19 protein-coding genes are annotated in these 16,539 nt (G+C 62.0%); 11 read left to right on the forward strand and 8 right to left on the reverse strand.

Annotation, left to right across the window (positions count from 1 at the left end; all coding sequences use genetic code 11):
* Window positions 1-7: 7 nt before the first annotated feature.
* From G0P99_RS12745 to G0P99_RS12755, 3 genes are all read right to left on the reverse strand, one after another.
* Window positions 8-829, reverse strand: coding sequence for a phosphotransferase (locus tag G0P99_RS12745; RefSeq protein ID WP_239059808.1), 822 nt, complete (start codon window positions 827-829; stop codon window positions 8-10).
* 104 nt (window positions 830-933) lie between these two features.
* Window positions 934-1,599, reverse strand: coding sequence for a flagellar hook capping FlgD N-terminal domain-containing protein (locus tag G0P99_RS12750; protein WP_164130352.1), 666 nt, complete (start codon window positions 1,597-1,599; stop codon window positions 934-936).
* 2 nt (window positions 1,600-1,601) lie between these two features.
* Window positions 1,602-3,230 (reverse strand): flagellar hook-length control protein FliK, encoded by a 1,629-nt coding sequence (locus G0P99_RS12755; RefSeq protein WP_164130354.1) that lies wholly within the window; start codon window positions 3,228-3,230, stop codon window positions 1,602-1,604.
* A 107-nt stretch (window positions 3,231-3,337) separates the two neighbouring features.
* Here G0P99_RS12755 and G0P99_RS12760 point away from each other — a divergent pair, with 107 nt between their 5' ends.
* From G0P99_RS12760 to G0P99_RS12785, 6 genes are all read left to right on the forward strand, one after another.
* Window positions 3,338-3,622, forward strand: a complete 285-nt coding sequence (locus tag G0P99_RS12760) for a rod-binding protein (protein ID WP_164130356.1) — start codon at window positions 3,338-3,340, stop codon at window positions 3,620-3,622.
* A complete protein-coding gene (locus tag G0P99_RS12765) occupies window positions 3,612-3,971 on the forward strand; it encodes a flagellar biosynthesis protein FlgN (RefSeq protein ID WP_164130358.1) in 360 nt (119 codons plus the stop codon). The genes G0P99_RS12760 and G0P99_RS12765 overlap by 11 nt, the downstream gene beginning before the upstream one ends.
* A gap of 209 nt (window positions 3,972-4,180) precedes the next feature.
* Window positions 4,181-5,407, forward strand: a complete 1,227-nt coding sequence (locus tag G0P99_RS12770) for a flagellin (RefSeq protein WP_164130360.1) — start codon at window positions 4,181-4,183, stop codon at window positions 5,405-5,407.
* A 67-nt stretch (window positions 5,408-5,474) separates the two neighbouring features.
* Window positions 5,475-5,852, forward strand: coding sequence for a flagellar biosynthesis regulator FlaF (flaF, locus tag G0P99_RS12775; protein WP_164130361.1), 378 nt, complete (start codon window positions 5,475-5,477; stop codon window positions 5,850-5,852).
* Window positions 5,849-6,253 carry a flagellar biosynthesis repressor FlbT gene (flbT, locus tag G0P99_RS12780; RefSeq protein ID WP_164130363.1) on the forward strand — a complete coding sequence of 135 codons (405 nt, stop codon included), beginning with the start codon at window positions 5,849-5,851 and terminating at the stop codon, window positions 6,251-6,253. Before flaF ends, flbT begins: the two co-directional genes overlap by 4 nt.
* Window positions 6,250-7,050 (forward strand): DUF1217 domain-containing protein, encoded by an 801-nt coding sequence (locus tag G0P99_RS12785; protein ID WP_164130366.1) that lies wholly within the window; start codon window positions 6,250-6,252, stop codon window positions 7,048-7,050. The genes flbT and G0P99_RS12785 overlap by 4 nt, the downstream gene beginning before the upstream one ends.
* A 49-nt stretch (window positions 7,051-7,099) precedes the next feature.
* Here G0P99_RS12785 and G0P99_RS12790 read toward each other — a convergent pair whose 3' ends face one another.
* Window positions 7,100-8,641: a DUF427 domain-containing protein gene (locus G0P99_RS12790; RefSeq protein WP_164130367.1), complete on the reverse strand. Its 1,542-nt coding sequence runs from the start codon at window positions 8,639-8,641 to the stop codon at window positions 7,100-7,102.
* Window positions 8,642-8,734: 93 nt separating this feature from the next.
* Here G0P99_RS12790 and G0P99_RS12795 point away from each other — a divergent pair, with 93 nt between their 5' ends.
* Entirely contained in the window at window positions 8,735-9,013 is a 279-nt protein-coding gene (locus tag G0P99_RS12795; RefSeq protein ID WP_164130370.1) for a hypothetical protein, read from the forward strand.
* 3 nt (window positions 9,014-9,016) lie between these two features.
* Here G0P99_RS12795 and G0P99_RS12800 read toward each other — a convergent pair whose 3' ends face one another.
* Window positions 9,017-9,718 (reverse strand): hypothetical protein, encoded by a 702-nt coding sequence (locus G0P99_RS12800; protein WP_164130373.1) that lies wholly within the window; start codon window positions 9,716-9,718, stop codon window positions 9,017-9,019.
* A complete protein-coding gene (locus G0P99_RS12805) occupies window positions 9,690-9,977 on the reverse strand; it encodes a hypothetical protein (RefSeq protein WP_164131154.1) in 288 nt (95 codons plus the stop codon). The genes G0P99_RS12800 and G0P99_RS12805 overlap by 29 nt, the downstream gene beginning before the upstream one ends.
* A gap of 179 nt (window positions 9,978-10,156) precedes the next feature.
* Between G0P99_RS12805 and G0P99_RS12810 the strand changes: the two genes are divergently transcribed.
* From G0P99_RS12810 to G0P99_RS12825, 4 genes are all read left to right on the forward strand, one after another.
* Complete coding sequence (locus G0P99_RS12810; RefSeq protein WP_164130375.1) at window positions 10,157-10,654, forward strand: hypothetical protein; 498 nt, start codon at window positions 10,157-10,159, stop codon at window positions 10,652-10,654.
* Window positions 10,655-10,751: 97 nt separating this feature from the next.
* Complete coding sequence (locus G0P99_RS12815) at window positions 10,752-11,369, forward strand: ribonuclease HII (protein WP_164131155.1); 618 nt, start codon at window positions 10,752-10,754, stop codon at window positions 11,367-11,369.
* 106 nt (window positions 11,370-11,475) lie between these two features.
* Entirely contained in the window at window positions 11,476-12,579 is a 1,104-nt protein-coding gene (locus G0P99_RS12820; RefSeq protein ID WP_164130378.1) for a site-specific DNA-methyltransferase, read from the forward strand.
* A gap of 159 nt (window positions 12,580-12,738) precedes the next feature.
* Window positions 12,739-14,121: an adenylate/guanylate cyclase domain-containing protein gene (locus G0P99_RS12825; protein WP_164130380.1), complete on the forward strand. Its 1,383-nt coding sequence runs from the start codon at window positions 12,739-12,741 to the stop codon at window positions 14,119-14,121.
* Window positions 14,122-14,209: 88 nt separating this feature from the next.
* On the opposite strand, the gene G0P99_RS12830 is transcribed toward G0P99_RS12825, so the two are convergent.
* Together G0P99_RS12830 and mutY are read right to left on the reverse strand one after the other, a co-directional pair.
* The gene (locus tag G0P99_RS12830; protein WP_164130382.1) at window positions 14,210-15,343 is read right to left on the reverse strand and encodes an alkane 1-monooxygenase; all 1,134 of its coding nucleotides are present in this window, start codon (window positions 15,341-15,343) and stop codon (window positions 14,210-14,212) included.
* Between the two features lie 60 nt (window positions 15,344-15,403).
* Window positions 15,404-16,459: an A/G-specific adenine glycosylase gene (gene mutY, locus G0P99_RS12835; protein ID WP_370462781.1), complete on the reverse strand. Its 1,056-nt coding sequence runs from the start codon at window positions 16,457-16,459 to the stop codon at window positions 15,404-15,406.
* Window positions 16,460-16,539 lie beyond the last annotated feature (80 nt).

Raw genomic sequence — 16,539 nt, forward strand, 5'->3', positions numbered from 1 at the left:
GCCTTGCTTATTCGGTCAGCGCTGCGACCTCCAACCGGTAGGCGGGCGCATAATCAGGCGCGCCATTCTGCGCCCGCCACAGGCAATAAGCCGCCATGCGCCAGTGGAAAAAGGGTTTCAGCGCCTGATACCGACCGGTGACCTCAGGTTCCGCGTAGGCGGCAAGGAAGGAGCGTTCTTCGGCGATGGTCAAAGCCTTGCCGCGATAGACATGCTGCATGGCGGGGGACAGGAAGATTGCGATATCCTCGGCCGGATCGCCGATCGCCGGACATTGCCAGTCGATCAGCACCACCCCGCCTGCATCCAGCAGCAAATTGCCCGGCACCGGATCGCCATGGATCAAAGATGTGCGTCCGGGAGCAATCATGCCTCCGGTCGGGCGCAATCTTTGCAGCTCAACGCACGCCTCGGCGGCGCACAAAGCCAGTATGTCTTCGGCATGGTCAAGCAGTTCGCAACTGCCATTGCGGCCGCTGGGCAGGTCTATACCCGGCTCAAGGCTGTGCAGCCTGGCCAATGCTTCTGCCGCGCGGCGCGTATTGTCTTGCCAGGGCGCGCCCGGCGCATGATCGTAAAGCGCCCAGGCCTGGTCAGCATATTTCCCGGTTGCGCGCAATCGCGGCGCAAGGCTGGTATCGGCCAGCCGTTCAAGGCAAGCCCTTTCGGACATGGGATCGTTCCGGAACAGGGGATTGTGGAAATCCGTCCTGTAGAGTTTCAACACCAGATCTCCGGCATGACCATGCAGACGCCAGACCCGGTTGGTGCGGCCACCGTACAGAATCTCGAACCGGTCGCCGACGCTGGACAGGCCGCGCGCGCGCAAGTCCGCGACAATGTCTGCTGGCGGTTTCTGGTCTGGCTGGGACAGGACGGGCCTCGGTCATTTGATTGGGCCTGATTGCCCTGGGCGACGATACGGCGTCCGGTTTAACCATTGGCACGCACCGCTGTCACCGTCGAGGCCAAGATTGCCTGACCGCCATCGAGGATCAAGATCACTTCGCCATCTTCGATCTGTGCTTCTGTGACGGGGTGATAAACGGCGCTTGCTTCCTCCAGCAAAAGTTCATCGCCCTGATAGCTCTGGATTGCAAAGCTATACAAGCCTTCGGGCCGCGCGTCGCCGTTGTCGTCAAGGCCGGACCATTCGACAGGCTCGGCCGAGATCGGCACTTGGAACCGGTCGACAACCTCGCCCGAATCATCTCGGACAACGATGAAAGCCTTGTCTGCCGCTGCCAGCGGCGCGGGTGAAATCGTCACCGGCTGACCCGAAAAAAACGCTGGGGCAACGGCGCGCGCCTCTTTGCCGATCCAGCCGGACAGACGCGCCATGTCCGTTGCGCCCAGTTGCTGAACCAGCGCAACAAGGGTGTCGTTGGTCTTTGTCTGCTGCTCGACCATCGAGAACTGCGCCAGTTGCGACGCGTATTCGGAGGAGTCCAGCGGCTCCAGCGGGTTTTGGTATCGGGCCTGTGTCGTCAGCATCCGAATGAACGTGTCGAAATCCGAAACACTGCTTTTGGTTTCGTTTTGTCCTGAACGCGGTGTTTGCGTGGCGCTCTGGGTAGCGGAATGTACTGGTGCCGTCATTGTCAAAGCCTCATATCCAAACCGTTTGCGACGATGTGCGGACGGCTGGTTTCCTGTGCGCCAGGCACGGTTTCGGGAGTCTCGGGGGCAGCGTGGCCTTGATAGCCGGTTTGGCGCCCTTCGGTGCCATACCCGTTCTGCGACCCAGCAAAACTCAAGGTCACGTCGCTGTAGCCCATCGCGCGAAACTCGGCGGAAAGCTGGTCGATATGTCGCCTCATGAGATCCAGGGTTTCTGGCCGGTCAGCGACAATGGCCATTGTCAAACTGCCGTCGCGCAACTTGAGCGACATCTGGACCGAACCAAGTTCTTCGGGATCCAGTCGGATGTCCACTGTTCCGGCCTCGGGCGAGGCGGCGATGGCGCTGGCCATCTGGCTGGCGATTTGCCGAGCGGTCTCTGGCGGAGCGGTGGTGGTCGCGGGAAATGGAGATGCTCCTATCGCAGGACCGGAATACAAGGTATCGCGACCGCCAAGGGCAAAATCGATTCCATGGCCAAGCTCCCCTTGCAGCAACCCGCCATCGTTTGCCGATGTCAGGGCGTTCCCGCCATCGTCCGCCGACCACAGCCCGGTGGCCATGTCCGGTCGCCCAGGCGTACCCGATCCGGACAGCGGCGGCGTTGACGGGGCCCTGAGGATCGGGTCGGGGCCACGGCTCGGCGTATCCGGTTGGGTCGCTCTGGCTTCGGCAGGCACTGGCTCAAATGACGCGGGCGTAGAGGAAAGCTGTCTTGAAACAGGCCACTGAGGAATGTCGCGGGCATTGATCCCCGCGGCACTTGGTGTTTTGGGCTGATTCTCTCCGTTGGCCTGCCCGACTGGCACGAGTTGTGAGGGGTTGGCCAGACCTGCCCGGTGCGCGTCACCGGAAACAGCAGCGGTCTCGGGATCGACGAAGCCTGCCCAAGTAGCTGGATTGATTGAATGTTGTAGCGCGCCGTCTCTGGCGCGACCCGGCCTCACCTCTGCCTGAAGAGGGTACAAGGCCTGTTGGGGCCGGGACATGGCTGAGATTTCGACGGCACCGCGCGGTTGGCCCGTTTCTTTCCCGGTTCCGAGTGTGTAAGGCGTTTCGAGAGCCAAGGTTTGATCGGTCGATTGATCCTGGTGCGAGCGGGCATCGGGCGGCGGCGCAGACAATGCCGCCCGTGGAAAAAGAGATTCTCCTTGCCCGTATGTCGTCGGTGCATTGGGCCAGGTGACAAGCCGATCTTCAGGGCGAACTCTGCGCCCCTCAGGCGCGGGGTCTTCCGCGTTCAGCCCGGCGGTCACGTCGACCCGCGTCCGCTCATCCTCTGGCGCGCGTGCCTTTGTTTCCACTGGCGTCAACTCAAGGTGATCTCCGACGGGCGAATCGGGAACCGTGGTATCGCCCGGCTCAACCCCGATAGTTTCGAGCCCATCATCGCGCTTAGTATCGGGGCTCCGATCGACTGGTCCGGAGGACTCTCCATCTGTTTCGGTCGTCTTGCCCTGGCTTGCCGGGACCGCATCCTGCAAAGAATAAATTCCCAGAAAATCCACAGCCAGAGCGGTGCCATTCGGGCGGGTCAACGCCGCGCCCGGTCCGGTCGTCTGGCTGCTCCCGGTCGACGAGAAAAGCTGGGAGAAGGTCGATAATTTCATGCGAAACCCGTTTGCTGCCTTGTGGATCTTTGCGGCAATTCGGTTACGTTTTTTTTAACCGCTTTTCGGTCTGATCGGGAAAGTTCGAAACAATTTCGAGGTTCCCCATGGAAATTCCTCACATATCACGGCCGCCAGTCGCGGTTTCTCAGGACGCCGCAACATCGCCCCTGCGAGAGGCGGCCGTTCGGCTCGAGGCGACCTTTCTTGCCGAAATGCTCAAGGCTGCTGGTCTGGGGCAGACACGCGATGAATTTGGTGGTGGTCCGGGGGAGGACCAGTTCGCCACCTTCCTGGTCCAACGACAGGCCGAACACATAGCCCGGGCGGGCGGGATTGGTCTGGCTGAAACCTTTTTCAATGCCCTGAAGGATACCCAAAATGGAACATGACACCCTTAGCGAGCTGCTTGCGTCGCTCGACAAACTGCTTGATTTGGAACGGACCGCGCTTGTCAGTGGCGAGCTGGATCAGCTTGGCCCCATGACGGACGAGAAAGAAAGGCTGGTCGCGCAGATCAATGCATCCGTCGACCTGACGCCCGAGCAACTGGAGCCGCTGCACAGGAAGGTGACCCGCAACCAGGCGCTGTTGAACAGCGCTTTGGATGGGATTCGTTCGGTTGCGAACCGGATGGCCGAGTTGCGCCGGGTGCGCCAGGGGCTCGAAACCTATGACAGCGCCGGCCAGAAGCACCGGTTCAGCGCCACACGCAGTTCGCAACTGGAGAAACGGGCCTGAGGTGGAATTGAGTCAAATTCGCCGAATGGGACGGCGGCGTTTTAGCGATCCATTAGGAGATCGGGGGCAATGGTGGCCTCGCACCTCGGAATGAGTGTGGCGCGAGACCGGATCCCGGACTTTCGCACTCGTCAGAAAGACGTTTCCGAACGCCTGAACGGGCGGATGCAAACCCGGGCCAAAGGCCCACAAGATCAAAGGATGATGCTATGTCCAGCATTCTGACGAACAATGGCGCCATGGTTGCGCTGCAAACCCTCAAGTCGGTCAACATGAACCTGGGTCAGACCCAGAACGCCATCTCGACCGGCAAGAACGTGGCCACCGCCAAGGACAACTCGGCCGTCTGGGCCATCTCGAAAGTGATGGAATCCGACGTCAAGGGGTTCAAGGCGATCAAGGACAGCCTGAGCCTGGGTGAATCGACCGTCGCCGTGGCCCGCAACGCGGCCGAAACCGTGACCGACCTGCTGACCCAGATGAAGGGCAAGATCGTTGCGGCGCAGGAGGACAACGTCGATCGCAACAAGATCAACGCCGACGTCACCGCTCTGAAAGACCAGATTGCGGCCGTTGTGGGCGCCGCCCAGTTCAACGGGCTGAACCTGGTTGACGGGACTGCCGCGTCGGCATCGGTCCTGGCCTCGCTCGACCGTGACAATGCGGGCAATGTGACCGCCTCTTCGATCACCGTGGCCGGTCAGAACCTTTCCACCGGCGGCTATACCGCCAAGGCAGTGTTTGACGCCACCAACACCGATGGTGTGTCGGCGGACGGTCAGGACACGTTCGGCTTCTCGCTGGACGCCAATGGCGGCACCGACGATAACGGCCAGATCGAGTTCGAAGCGCTTGCTACCGCCGCCTATGCGGCAGGCGACAGCTTCACGCTGCGTCTGGGTGATACCGAGGTGAGCTATACGGTGACCGCCGAAGATATCGCCTCGACCTCGGCGGCAGATGTGATCGCTGTCGGCATGAAAGCGGCGATCGAGGCCTCCGGTGCCAACGTGACTGTCGACTACAACGCGGCAAACTCGGGTCGGCTGGTGATCACCAATGGCGGGACCGACAGTCTGCAAGTGTCGGGCCAGTTCTCCAACGCCAACGCTGGCGGTCTGGGCGCGCTGGCTGCGATCGACGTGTCGAACTCGGCAGGTGCGGCAGCGGCTCTGGGCTCGATCGAAACCCTGATCGATACCTCCATCGACGCAGCCGCGGCCTTTGGTTCGGTCCAGGGGCGGATCGAGACCCAGAAGACCTTCATCTCGAACCTGACCGACTCGCTGAAGTCGGGCATCGGTTCGATGGTGGATGCGGATATGGAAGAGACCTCGGCGCGCTTGCAGGCGCTTCAGGTCCAGCAGCAGCTGGCGGTTCAGTCGCTGTCCATCGCCAACCAGGCGCCGCAGTCGATCCTGTCGCTGTTCCGCTAAGCGTTCCGGCCGGGGCAGTCTTGCCCCGGCCTCCCTCGCCGATATTTCCCAACAGTAAGGACATCACGTGAACGCGCTTCTTCAGGCACGCCAGGCCTATTCGGCCGCTTCCGCACCGATTCGGACGCCGCGGAACATGGAATACGAGGTTCTGTCCAGAATCACCCACCGCATGCACGACGCGGCCCAGCGCGGCAACGCCGGGTTTGGGGCCCTGGTCGAAGCCCTGCACGAAAACAACCGTCTGTGGGGCGTCCTGGCCGCCGACGTGGCTGACAGCGCCAACAGCCTGCCTGCCGATCTGCGGGGGCGGTTGTTCTACCTGGCCGAATTCACTCAGGTCCACACCAGCAGGATCCTTCGCCGCGAAGCGTCCGTTCGGCCGCTTCTGGAAATCAACACGGCCGTTTTGCGCGGCCTTCGCAACGGAGGGTCGGCGGCATGAGCGGCCTTGTCCTGAAACTCGCTCCCAAGGAACGGGTGCTGATCAACGGAGCGGTGATCGAAAACGGAGATCGTCGTGGCAGGTTGTCGATCATGACACCCGACGCGAACATCTTGCGCCTGCGCGATGCCATCCACCCCGAGGAAGCGACGACCCCGGTACGCCGTGTCTGTTATGCGGCCCAGCTTATCCTGTCGGGCGATAGTGACCCATCCGCCGCCAAACTGTCGCTTTTGCGGCGCATAGAAGAGCTGAGCCAGGTCTTCACAGACCGGGACAGCCGCAAACTTCTGTCCGAGGCGACCGAAGCCCTGGTGGCGGAACACTACTACAAGTGCCTCAAGGCGCTGCGCGGTCTGTTGCCGCGAGAGGAGCGCATTCTGGCGCTGCGCCCGCAATGAGCTTTCAGCCCGTTCTTGTTTCGAACGGGATCGCGGGTTGGCGGTTCCTGCAACGGACATATGACAGTCAGTTACAGAGCTTCTCGAAATCCGCCGCGAGAAACCGAGAGGCCGATTATTTCACGGATAAGATCGGTACCGTCAAAAGCGCCGAGGATCTCGTGTCTGACAGGCGCCTTCTGCAAGTGGCGCTCGGGGCGTTCGGGCTTCAGGACGACATCAACAATACCTATTTTGTCCGCAAGATCCTGGAGGATGGAACCACCTCGCCGGATGCGCTGGCCAACAAGCTGTCGGACAAGCGTTACCGCGAATTTTCCAAGGCGTTCGGTCTGGGTCCGGGCGAGATCCGCACCACCGGGCTGGTGACCTTCATGGAAGATATCGTTGCTCGCCACGAAGCTGCCGGTTTCGAGACGGCGATCGGCACCCAGGACGAAAGCCTGCGCATCGCGCTTTATGCGCAGCATGAACTAAAGGCTCTGGCCGAAGATCGCTCGGGCGAGAACGCGAAATGGTTCTCCCTGATGGGTGTTCCACCGCTCAGGCAGATGATGGAGACCGCGCTGGGCCTGCCGTCGGGACTGGGGCGGATCGACATCGACCAGCAGCTTGAGATTTTCAAGGACAAGCTGCAAGAACTGACCGGTTCGGATTCGATCTCTCAGTTCACCGACCCCGAAACGGTGGAAAAGATCACGATCGCCTATCTGGCGCGGGCACAGATCAACAGCCAGGTCATCGGAACCTCGGCCGCGCAAAATGCGCTGACCCTTCTGGGTGCCGCGTTCCGCTGAGGCATGGCGGTCGCTCCGGCAGGCGCCCGGATCGGTTCCCCGAACATGTTCAGGCGGCAATCGCGTAACAGCTGACCGGATCGGTCACGTTGTGAAGCGTCACGGCGCCCAGGGACAGGCAATCGCCGCAGACCGGGCGAATGTCCTCTGACACCACGATCCGATGCTGTGCAGATTTTCCGTAGTCGCCCAGACGGGCGGCCACATTGGCCGCCTGGCCGATCACGGTGAAATCCAGCCGTTCGCGAGATCCGACATTGCCATAGGTCACCCGGCCATAGGCAATCCCGATGGCGCAGTCGAGCGTCGGCGCCCCGTCGGTGCCTTGGTCCAGGGTCGACACGATGCGGGTCGCGGCGTCCAGAGCGTTTCGTTGCGCGGTCTCGGCCGTCGTGGCATTTGGAAACACCGCCAGTACCGCGTCGCCGATGAACTTCAAAACCTCACCGTCATGTGCATGCACGATGTCCGACACGGTTTCAAAAAAGCGGTTCAGCAGGGCGATGTATCGGGCGCGACCCATCTGCTCCTCCAGCCGGGTCGAGCCGCGCAGGTCGCAGAACATGATGGCGGCATCGATATCGTCGCCGTCGCCGCGCCGGATATCGCCGCCCAGCACCCGCGCGCCGGTGCGCTTGCCGACATAGGTTTCCAGCAGCGCGCGGGCATTCTCGGCTTGGGTGAACACCTCGTAATAGCGCCCGATCACCGCCGTGCATTCGAACACCAGGCCGAGGTTCGCGGTGGTGAACCCGTCTGGGTGATCGCAAGTCAGGGTCAGGACATTTGTGCGGCCATCCGAAAACGGCATCGGCATGGCGACGTAATCTGTCGCCCCCCGTGCCCTGAGGTCTTCCATAATCGGAAAGCTGTTTTCGGGAGTGTCATCGTTCAACCGTTGACGCACGCCGCCCAAACCGTTCGAGACATGCCGCAGCGGGCTGTTCTGATAGGCGGGATTGTCGTGCAGTTCGTATGTCGGGGCAAAGGTCGAAATCTCGGTCTTGCCCTTTTCCCAGATGTAATGTTTGCCGGCGATCAACGGGTGCAAGGACCAGACCATCACGCCCAGGCGGGACACGGCAATGCCGTGTTCCAGCATCTTTTCGGCCAGCGCCAGGGTGAATGCCTCGGGGCTGCGGATTTGGGACGCCCTGCGCATCAGCCAATCCACCAGCGGTCCGCTGATATGGCCGGGATCGCCCTCGCTCAGCTCGTTCTCGCCCAGGTCCATCCGCGTGTAGGCACCGGGCATAAAACCGACATGGCCGCGAATGCCCTCGCTTTCCGGCAGGGGGTTTTCATAGGCCCAGACCGCGTTTTCCACGCGCTCGTCCTCCAGCAGCAGATCCTGGTAACTGGCGGTGCCCTTGAAGGGACAAAAGGTCTGCAATTCGGATCGGTCGCCAAGGCGCACCAGGACATCTTCGCGTGGCACGTAGACGGTTGGCGAAAGCCGGGTTTCGTACATCACCCTTGCACGGGATGTCACGGCCAGCAGGGTGCTGCCGCGGTATATCTCGACACGGCCCTTGAGCGGTTCGGTCCGGATGCCGTAACCTTGGCCCAGCGACGTGGCATGGACGTTCATGAGCGGACTCCTTTTTGCCCATCCTATCAAAGGATGGGCGGGCAGGATCCCGAATCCAAGGGCACGCGCGGGGATTTTACCGGTGGTTGGCGGATGCGACTTGTTCTGATGACACTTCTTGGCATGGTTCTGACCGGGCCGGTGGCCGCGCAATACAAGAAACCGTGGCAGCCGACACGCGACCAGTGCATCTGCATCGCCGTATGTCAGGCACGTGAAAACCCGGGCCGGATGATCAGCCAGCCGGGGTATGGCTGCCCTCACATCCGGGACGAGCTGATCATGGACAACATGGCGCGCTGCAAATGTCCGGCCTGGACACCGAATAAACCGGTAAAACCCGAGCCGGGGCGCCCGTCGCCCAACCACTGAGCTTCAGACCATCTGGATGACCGACTTCTCGATTGCCAGCATGTAACCGCGCTTTGCGATATTCTTGACCAACAGCGCGCTGATCATCTGATTGCCGAGCGTATCGCGCAGCCGCTTGATCCGGGTGGCGCCTGCCGCCTCTTCACAATCAGTAGCATCGCGGCCGGAAATCACCGCCTCGATCTGGGCGCCTGACAGCACCTCGTCATCCATCCGCGCCTCGGCCAGAACGGCAAGGGTTTCGATGGCGGCCGGGGTCAGCTGGAACTCCATGTTGTTGAGATACACGGTGTTCTCCTCGCGGCTGATCAGCAGCGAGGTGACCTGAATGCCGGTCCGCTCGATCTGGGCCATGCGGCGGTTGATAAGCACCAGCATTGCCAGAAAAACCAGCGCCGCGATCATCATCGCGCTGGCAAAGACCAGCAGGACGAAGATCACCATGCGATAGCTTGACAGGGTATCGGCAAAGGCGGTGCCCGATTGGGCGAGAATTTCCAAGAGCCGGATCTCGGCCTGGGTGGTCAGATCGTTTTCGATAAACACCCGCTCGACCCGCGCGTTGAACGCGTTGGCGTCGGGCAGGGTGAGGAACAGGAAGGTGGCGGTCGTGGCGAGGATGACCACGATTGCAGCGATCCCCATCCCGATCAGCCGCGTGCCCGAGCGGCGCGCCTCAGAAACGGAGAAAATAGGGTCCGGCATCGGCCTTCCTCTTGTCCAGGCCTTCGGGACCGAAGACAGAGATCACGTTCAGCAGGGTCCAGCCGGCAGCTTGCAGGCGCGCGGCGACTTCCGGAGTGGCCTGACCGGCAGAGCAGGCGGCCACCTGCATGACCCCGTAGTGAAGACGCAGGGGTTGCTCTTGCTTGGCCTTGTATTCGGCATAGCAATCAGCGGCGCGGGCTGGAACCGGAAGCAGGGACAGGGCCAGAATGGCCAGTATCGGGACGATGTGTTTCATGCCGCTCATCCTGCGCCCGAAGCCGGGGATATTCAATAACAACAGGGCGATGCGGCCTTTGATATCGGATAACAGGGCGGCGATATTGCTTGTCCGGCACGGGCGGCTCCAGGTTGGTGGCATCTCGAACACGCCCCTTGATGCGGGGCGCCCCAATCACCGCTGGACAGGAGTTCACCATGCACCGCAAGTTCATCGCCCTCGTCGTATCCACCGCCATTGCCGTCACCGGTGTTTCCGCCAGCCAGGCCCGGGCCGCAGATGCAAAGGACATTCTCGGTGGACTTGCCGCCATCGCCATTCTGGGAGCCGCGATCCACCAATACGACAAGAAGAAGGAGCGGCGCAGACAGCAGGAAGAGCATGTTTCGCGCAACCCGATCCACCCTTATCCGATCCCGCAGCCCGAACCCAAGACGCACGGTTATCCCAAGCCGCGCCCGCTGCCCAAGGACATCGCCGGCTATAGCCTGCCGTCGCAATGTCTGCGCGAGGCCGAAGGGTATCGCGGTGCCGGGCCGGTTCTTGGGGCGCGCTGCCTGTCGCGCTACTACAAGTATTCGGAAAGCCTGCCGGAACAGTGCAAGGTCGCCTATTGGAATGGCGAACGTACCCGGTCGGCCTATGAGCCCAACTGCCTGCGCAAGTACGGCTACAAGGTCGCCTACAACTATTGAATCGAGCAGCCCGACGCGAAACGCGTCCACGGGCAGGGGGTACGCCTCCTGCCCATTTTCTCTTGTCTTGATGGCGGAATTGCGGTTTGCCAGAGAGATGATCTATCCGGATTTCGAATTTGAAAAGGCGCTTGCTGCGCGTGGGTTTCTCCGCATCGCGGGGGTTGACGAGGTGGGGCGCGGTCCGCTGGCTGGCCCGGTAGTGGCCGCCGCCGTAGTCCTGAACGCCGAGGCCATTCCCGAAGGGCTGAACGATTCCAAGAAGCTGACCGGCAAGCGGCGCGGCTTGTTGAGCGACCTTCTCAGGCAAGCCGCCGAGGTTGCGGTCGGACAGGCTTCGGTCGATGAGATCGAGCAGTACAATATCCTGCGCGCCTCGCACATGGCGATGCGACGCGCGGTCGAGGCATTGGACCCACCGCCCGATTTTCTGTTGATCGACGGGAACATGATTCCACAGGGGATCGACATTCCGGCGCAACCGGTGGTCAAGGGCGACACAAGGTCGGTGTCGATTGCAGCGGCCTCGATTGTGGCAAAAACATGGCGCGACAGGGTCATGGTGGATTTGGCGCAACAGCATCCCGGTTATGGCTGGGAGCGGAACGCCGGATATCCGACACCCGAGCATCGCGCGGCGCTCCAACATCTTGGCCCAACCCCACACCATAGGCGTTCGTTCAAGCCGGTGCACAAGATATTGTATCAAGAGTAATTTGTAACCTGCTGATTCAAAAAAGAATTTGACCGGGAATCCGGTTTGACTCATCCTGTCCTCAACCAAATGAGCGCAAAAAGCGCCGTGGAACTTGAGGCAGTATATGACGACCACAAAGACTCTGGGCGCAACCGCGCTCCCGTTAAACACGATTCTTTCCGGCGATTGCGTCGAGGTGATGAATTCATTGCCTGCGGCCTCTGTCGATCTGATCTTTGCGGACCCGCCGTATAACCTGCAACTCAAGGGCCAGCTGCACCGCCCGGACAACAGCCAGGTCGATGCGGTCGACGACCATTGGGATCAATTCTCCAGCTTTGCCGCCTATGACCGGTTCACCCGTGACTGGCTGAAAGCCGCGCGGCGATTGCTGAAACCGAATGGCGCGATCTGGGTGATCGGATCTTATCACAACATCTTCCGGGTCGGCTCGGCGCTTCAGGATGCGGGTTACTGGATTTTGAATGATGTGGTCTGGCGCAAGTCGAACCCGATGCCGAACTTTCGCGGCAAGCGGTTCACCAACGCGCATGAGACGATGATCTGGGCCTCGAAATCCGAAGGCGGCAAGTACACGTTCAATTACGAGGCGCTCAAGGCGCTGAACGAAGGTGTGCAGATGCGCAGCGACTGGGTCCTGCCAATCTGTACCGGGCACGAGCGGCTCAAGGATGAAAACGGCGACAAGGCGCATCCGACGCAAAAGCCCGAGGCGCTGCTGCACCGGGTTCTGGTCAGCTCGACCAATCCGGGCGACGTGGTGCTCGACCCGTTCTTTGGTACCGGCACCACCGGTGCGGTGGCCAAGATGCTGGGCCGTGAATTCATCGGGATCGAGCGCGAGGAATCCTATCGCAAGGTTGCCGAAAAACGCATCGCCAAGGTGCGCAAGTTCGACCGCGAGGCGCTGGAAGTCAGCGCCAGCAAGCGGGCAGAGCCGCGCATTCCATTTGGCCAGCTGGTCGAGCGCGGCATGCTGCGCCCGGGCGAAGAGCTCTACAGCATGAACCAGCGGCACAAGGCCAAGGTGCGGGCCGATGGCACCCTGATCGGCCAGAACATCAAGGGCTCGATCCACCAGGTCGGCGCGTTTCTGGAAAACGCGCCCTCGTGCAACGGCTGGACCTATTGGTGTTTCAAGCGCGACGGCAAGGTGGTGCCGATCGACGTGCTGCGCCAGCAGATCCGTTCGGAACTGGAAAACTAACCTCGCAAGACCCAAGCATACCGCCGGTGCCTGTGGCCTGACACAAGGCACTACACCTTGCCCCGCCGTACTTCGGCGGGGTTTTTTTCAGTGTCGCACCCGGTTTGCGGTTGCGGTTATCATGCCTATCTCGACCGTAGGAACGAGGAGCCGACCGAAATGGCCGACATCACAGCACCGGCACGCCGTCGCGAACGCTTTTTCTTTACCCAACCGGACGAGTTCGATTTGGAAAACCGGTTCACCGAGGCGGCGCTGGAACGGCACAAGCGCGAGGGGCTGGAACTGGCCGTGCGGGCCCGCTGGGTTGCCATGGTGGTCATCGCGGTGTTGCTGGTCTTCGTCAATCCCCAGTGGGAGGTGCTGTATTATCACGGCATTCTTGGCCTGATCGCGCTGAACGGCTGGTTCATTCGCCGTGCCGGGCGGGTGGGCCAGTCGCGGACCGAATTGTTCCTGATCTTTGTAGATCTGTTGATCATGACGCTGGGCATGATCGTGCCAAACCCGTTTTCCGAGGATGTGCGCCCACTGGCGATGCAATACCGGTTCGACAATTTCCAGTATTTCTTTGTCATTCTCGCCGCCGGGACGCTGGCCTATTCGTGGCGAACGGTTATCGCGATAGGAACCTGGACCGGTGTCATGTGGACGCTGGGCTGGGTCGCCGCCTGGTGGCTGGCCACCCCGATCCCCGAGTTGACCCAACGTGCTGCGACGGCCTTTTTCGGCTATCCTGACGTGATCGAGTTTCTTGACCCCAACAGCTTCATGCCCGAGCTTCGCGTGCAGGAGGTGGTGGTCTTTCTCATCGTCGCGGTCACCTTGGGTGTCTCGGTCCGGCGCTTCAACCGGCTCCTCATGAACAACGCCGGGCTGGAGCGCGAGCGGGCCAACCTGTCGCGCTATTTCTCGCCGAATGTGGTTGATGCGCTCAGTCAGAACGACGAGCCGCTGAAACAGGTGCGGCAAGAGGATATCGCGGTCCTGTTCATTGACATCGTGGGGTTCACCCGTTTTGCCGCGGGTCGCGATCCCTACGAGGTGATCGAGGTGCTGCGCGGTTTTCACGCCCGGATGGAGGCGCAGGTGTTCCGCCATCACGGAACGCTCGACAAATATCTGGGCGACGGGCTGATGGCGACGTTTGGCACGCCGGTGGCCGGCGAGCGCGACGCCACCAATGCGTTGGCCTGCGCCCGGGAGATGGTGGTCGAGATCGAAAAATGGAACCGTGAGCGGAAGCATGCAGGCGAGACGGAAATCCATGCCGGGATCGGCCTGCATTTCGGGCCAGCGGTTCTGGGTGATATCGGTGCCAACCGGCTGGAGTTCGCTGTGATTGGCAACACGGTCAACGTCGCCGCCAAGCTCGAGGCGCAGACCCGCCTCTGCGCCGCGAAAATCGTGATCAGCGACGAGCTGCACGACCAGGTGCTGGAGGAGAATGGCGGCGCCAGCCGCTTGCTCGAAGGGTTCAGCAAACGCGAGAACGAAAGCCTGCCCGGCATCGGCGATCCGATGACGGTCTGGACGCTCTGAAAGGGCGGGCTGCTCTCGCCCGTCGGCCGGCGCATCGCAGATGCGCCACCTCCCGTTGGGCCGGGCGGCGCGCGCGGCGCGCCGCGGTTCAGCGCGGGGCCGGGTTCAGCGCCTTGTTGTAAGGTTTCCAGTCGGAAATCTCGGGGTAATATTGGCGCCGCCAGGCGCGCACGCGGGGGTTCATCACCCGCCGCCACAGCGGCGGGATCATCGCCGCCACGGTCATAACGGGATAGCCATAGGGCAGTTGCGGCGCGTCCGCCTCGGTATGGTTTTGCAACAACGGAAACCGGCGGTCAGGCTTGTAGTGATGGTCGGAATGGCGTTGCAGGTTGATCAGCAGCCAGTTCGACGCCCGTTTTGCCGAGTTCCAGGAATGGCGCGGTTTGACATGTTCGTATTTGCCCTCGCCCAGGTGTTTCCGTGTCAGCCCGTAATGTTCGACGTAGTTGACCACCTCGAGCTGCCAGATCGCGGTACCGGCCTGCACCAGGAACAGGCCCAGACCGGCCCAACCGCCGATCAGCCCGGCGAGCGTCAGCATCACCCCCTGCAAGGCCCAATAGCGCCAGAACGGGTTGGCCGGATCGGTCCAGCGCCTGTCTTTGCGCGCCAGCATCTCGCGCTCGGCGCGAAAGGCCGAGCGCAGGCATTGCACCAGCACCCGCGGATAGAACCGGTGAAACCCTTCGTTATAGCGCGCGGTTACCGGGTCGCGCGGGGTGCCGACATAGCGGTGATGCACCAGCAGGTGTTCGGACCGGAAATGCGAGTAGAGAACCATCGCCAGCAGGATATCGCCCAACCAGCGCTCGAACCGGTCCTTCTGGTGCATCAATTCGTGCGAATAGTTGATCCCAATGGTCCCGGTGATGACACCGACTCCAAAAAACAGCGCGATCCGTTCTCCTGTGGAAAGGTGGTCGGCGCGGGTGGCGTACCAGATCAGGCCATAGAGCGTGATGAACTGCACCGGCACCCAGAGCTTGGTCAGCAGGATGTACCAGCCCAACGCCTCTTCGCCGGTCTCCGGGTCGGCGTTTTCCAGGTTCTCGCCCGTCGCCTGGTCAAGGGCCGCAAAGGCCCACCAGGTCGACAACGGAACCGCCAGCAGCCAGCAGCCGCCCTCAGTTGCCGCGAACCAGACCAACGGCACCAGCAGGTAGGATATCCAGAAGGGCAGGGCGCTTTGCCGGCGCGAGAGTTTCTCTGGGGCGATCATCGCACACTCCACAACAAACTGCCTGAATCCTAGACGTTTTTCCGGTCTCTGCCCATCGGTCTATTGGCCGCGCCACAGGTCATATGCCTTGCGCATCACAGTCGGCAGGTCCGAGGGGCGGAAGGCGTCCCTTTCGACGATATGCAACCCCTCGGGCGGTGGTCCTTTGGGCAGTTCGGCGCTGTGGATGCGCAGGATCAGGTGAAAATGGGTAAAGGTGTGGCGCACCTCTCCCGGCAGTTCGCGCCAGTCTGCCGCAAAGGGTGGCTTGGGGGCGGGGGCTTCGGACCAGTCCGACCCGGGCCAGCCCAGCATCCCGCCCAAGAGGCCGCGATCGGGCCGCCGCTCCATCAGCCAGCTGCCATCGGCATGCCGCGCCAGGTAGACATGGCCGAGGCGCACCGGCTTGTCCTTCTTCGGCGCTTTGCGCGGCAGGTCGGGCGCGGTCCCACGCGCCCGCGCCAGGCAGGGGTCGCGCAGCGGGCAGATGCCGCAGGCGGGCGATTTTGGCGTGCAAATCGTGGCGCCCAGATCCATCACCGCCTGGGCATGATCGCCGGGTCTGTCGATGGGGGTCAGGTCGGCGGCCCGGGCCTTCAAGACCGGTTTAACCCCCGGCAGCGGTTCGGGAATGTCGTAAAGCCGGGCCATCACCCGCTCGACATTGCCGTCCAGCACGGTTTCTGCCCGGTCAAAGGCAATGGCGGCAATCGCGGCGGCGGTATAGGGGCCGATGCCGGGCAGGGCGATCAGGCCCTCGTAGGTATCGGGAAAGGTCCCGCCACGGTCCTGTGCCACCACGCGAGCGCATTTCAGCAGGTTGCGGGCGCGGGCGTAATATCCCAGACCTGCCCATTCGCCCATCACCGCCTCGTCCGGGGCGGCGGCCAGCGCCTGAACCGTGGGCCAGCGCGCCGTGAAGCGGTGGAAGTAATCGCGAACGGCAGCGACGGTGGTCTGTTGCAGCATGACTTCGGACAGCCAGACCCGATAGGGATCGGGGCGCACGCCAGCGGCGCGCGCCGCCGGGCCGACCCGCCATGGCATTTCGCGGGCATGGACGTCGTACCAGGCCAGCAATTCAGCGCTCACGTTTATGTGTTGCTGATCGCGCACGGAAAATTCTCCCTGACTGTCGGGTTTCTCTGGCGCCGCTGCGCCCGGGACATACAATAGCGCCATCAGAGTCGGATGCC

Origin of the sequence: Ruegeria sp. PrR005 (genome assembly GCF_010500245.1) — a bacterium.
GTDB classification, from domain to species: Bacteria; Pseudomonadota; Alphaproteobacteria; order Rhodobacterales; family Rhodobacteraceae; genus Ruegeria_B; species Ruegeria_B marisflavi.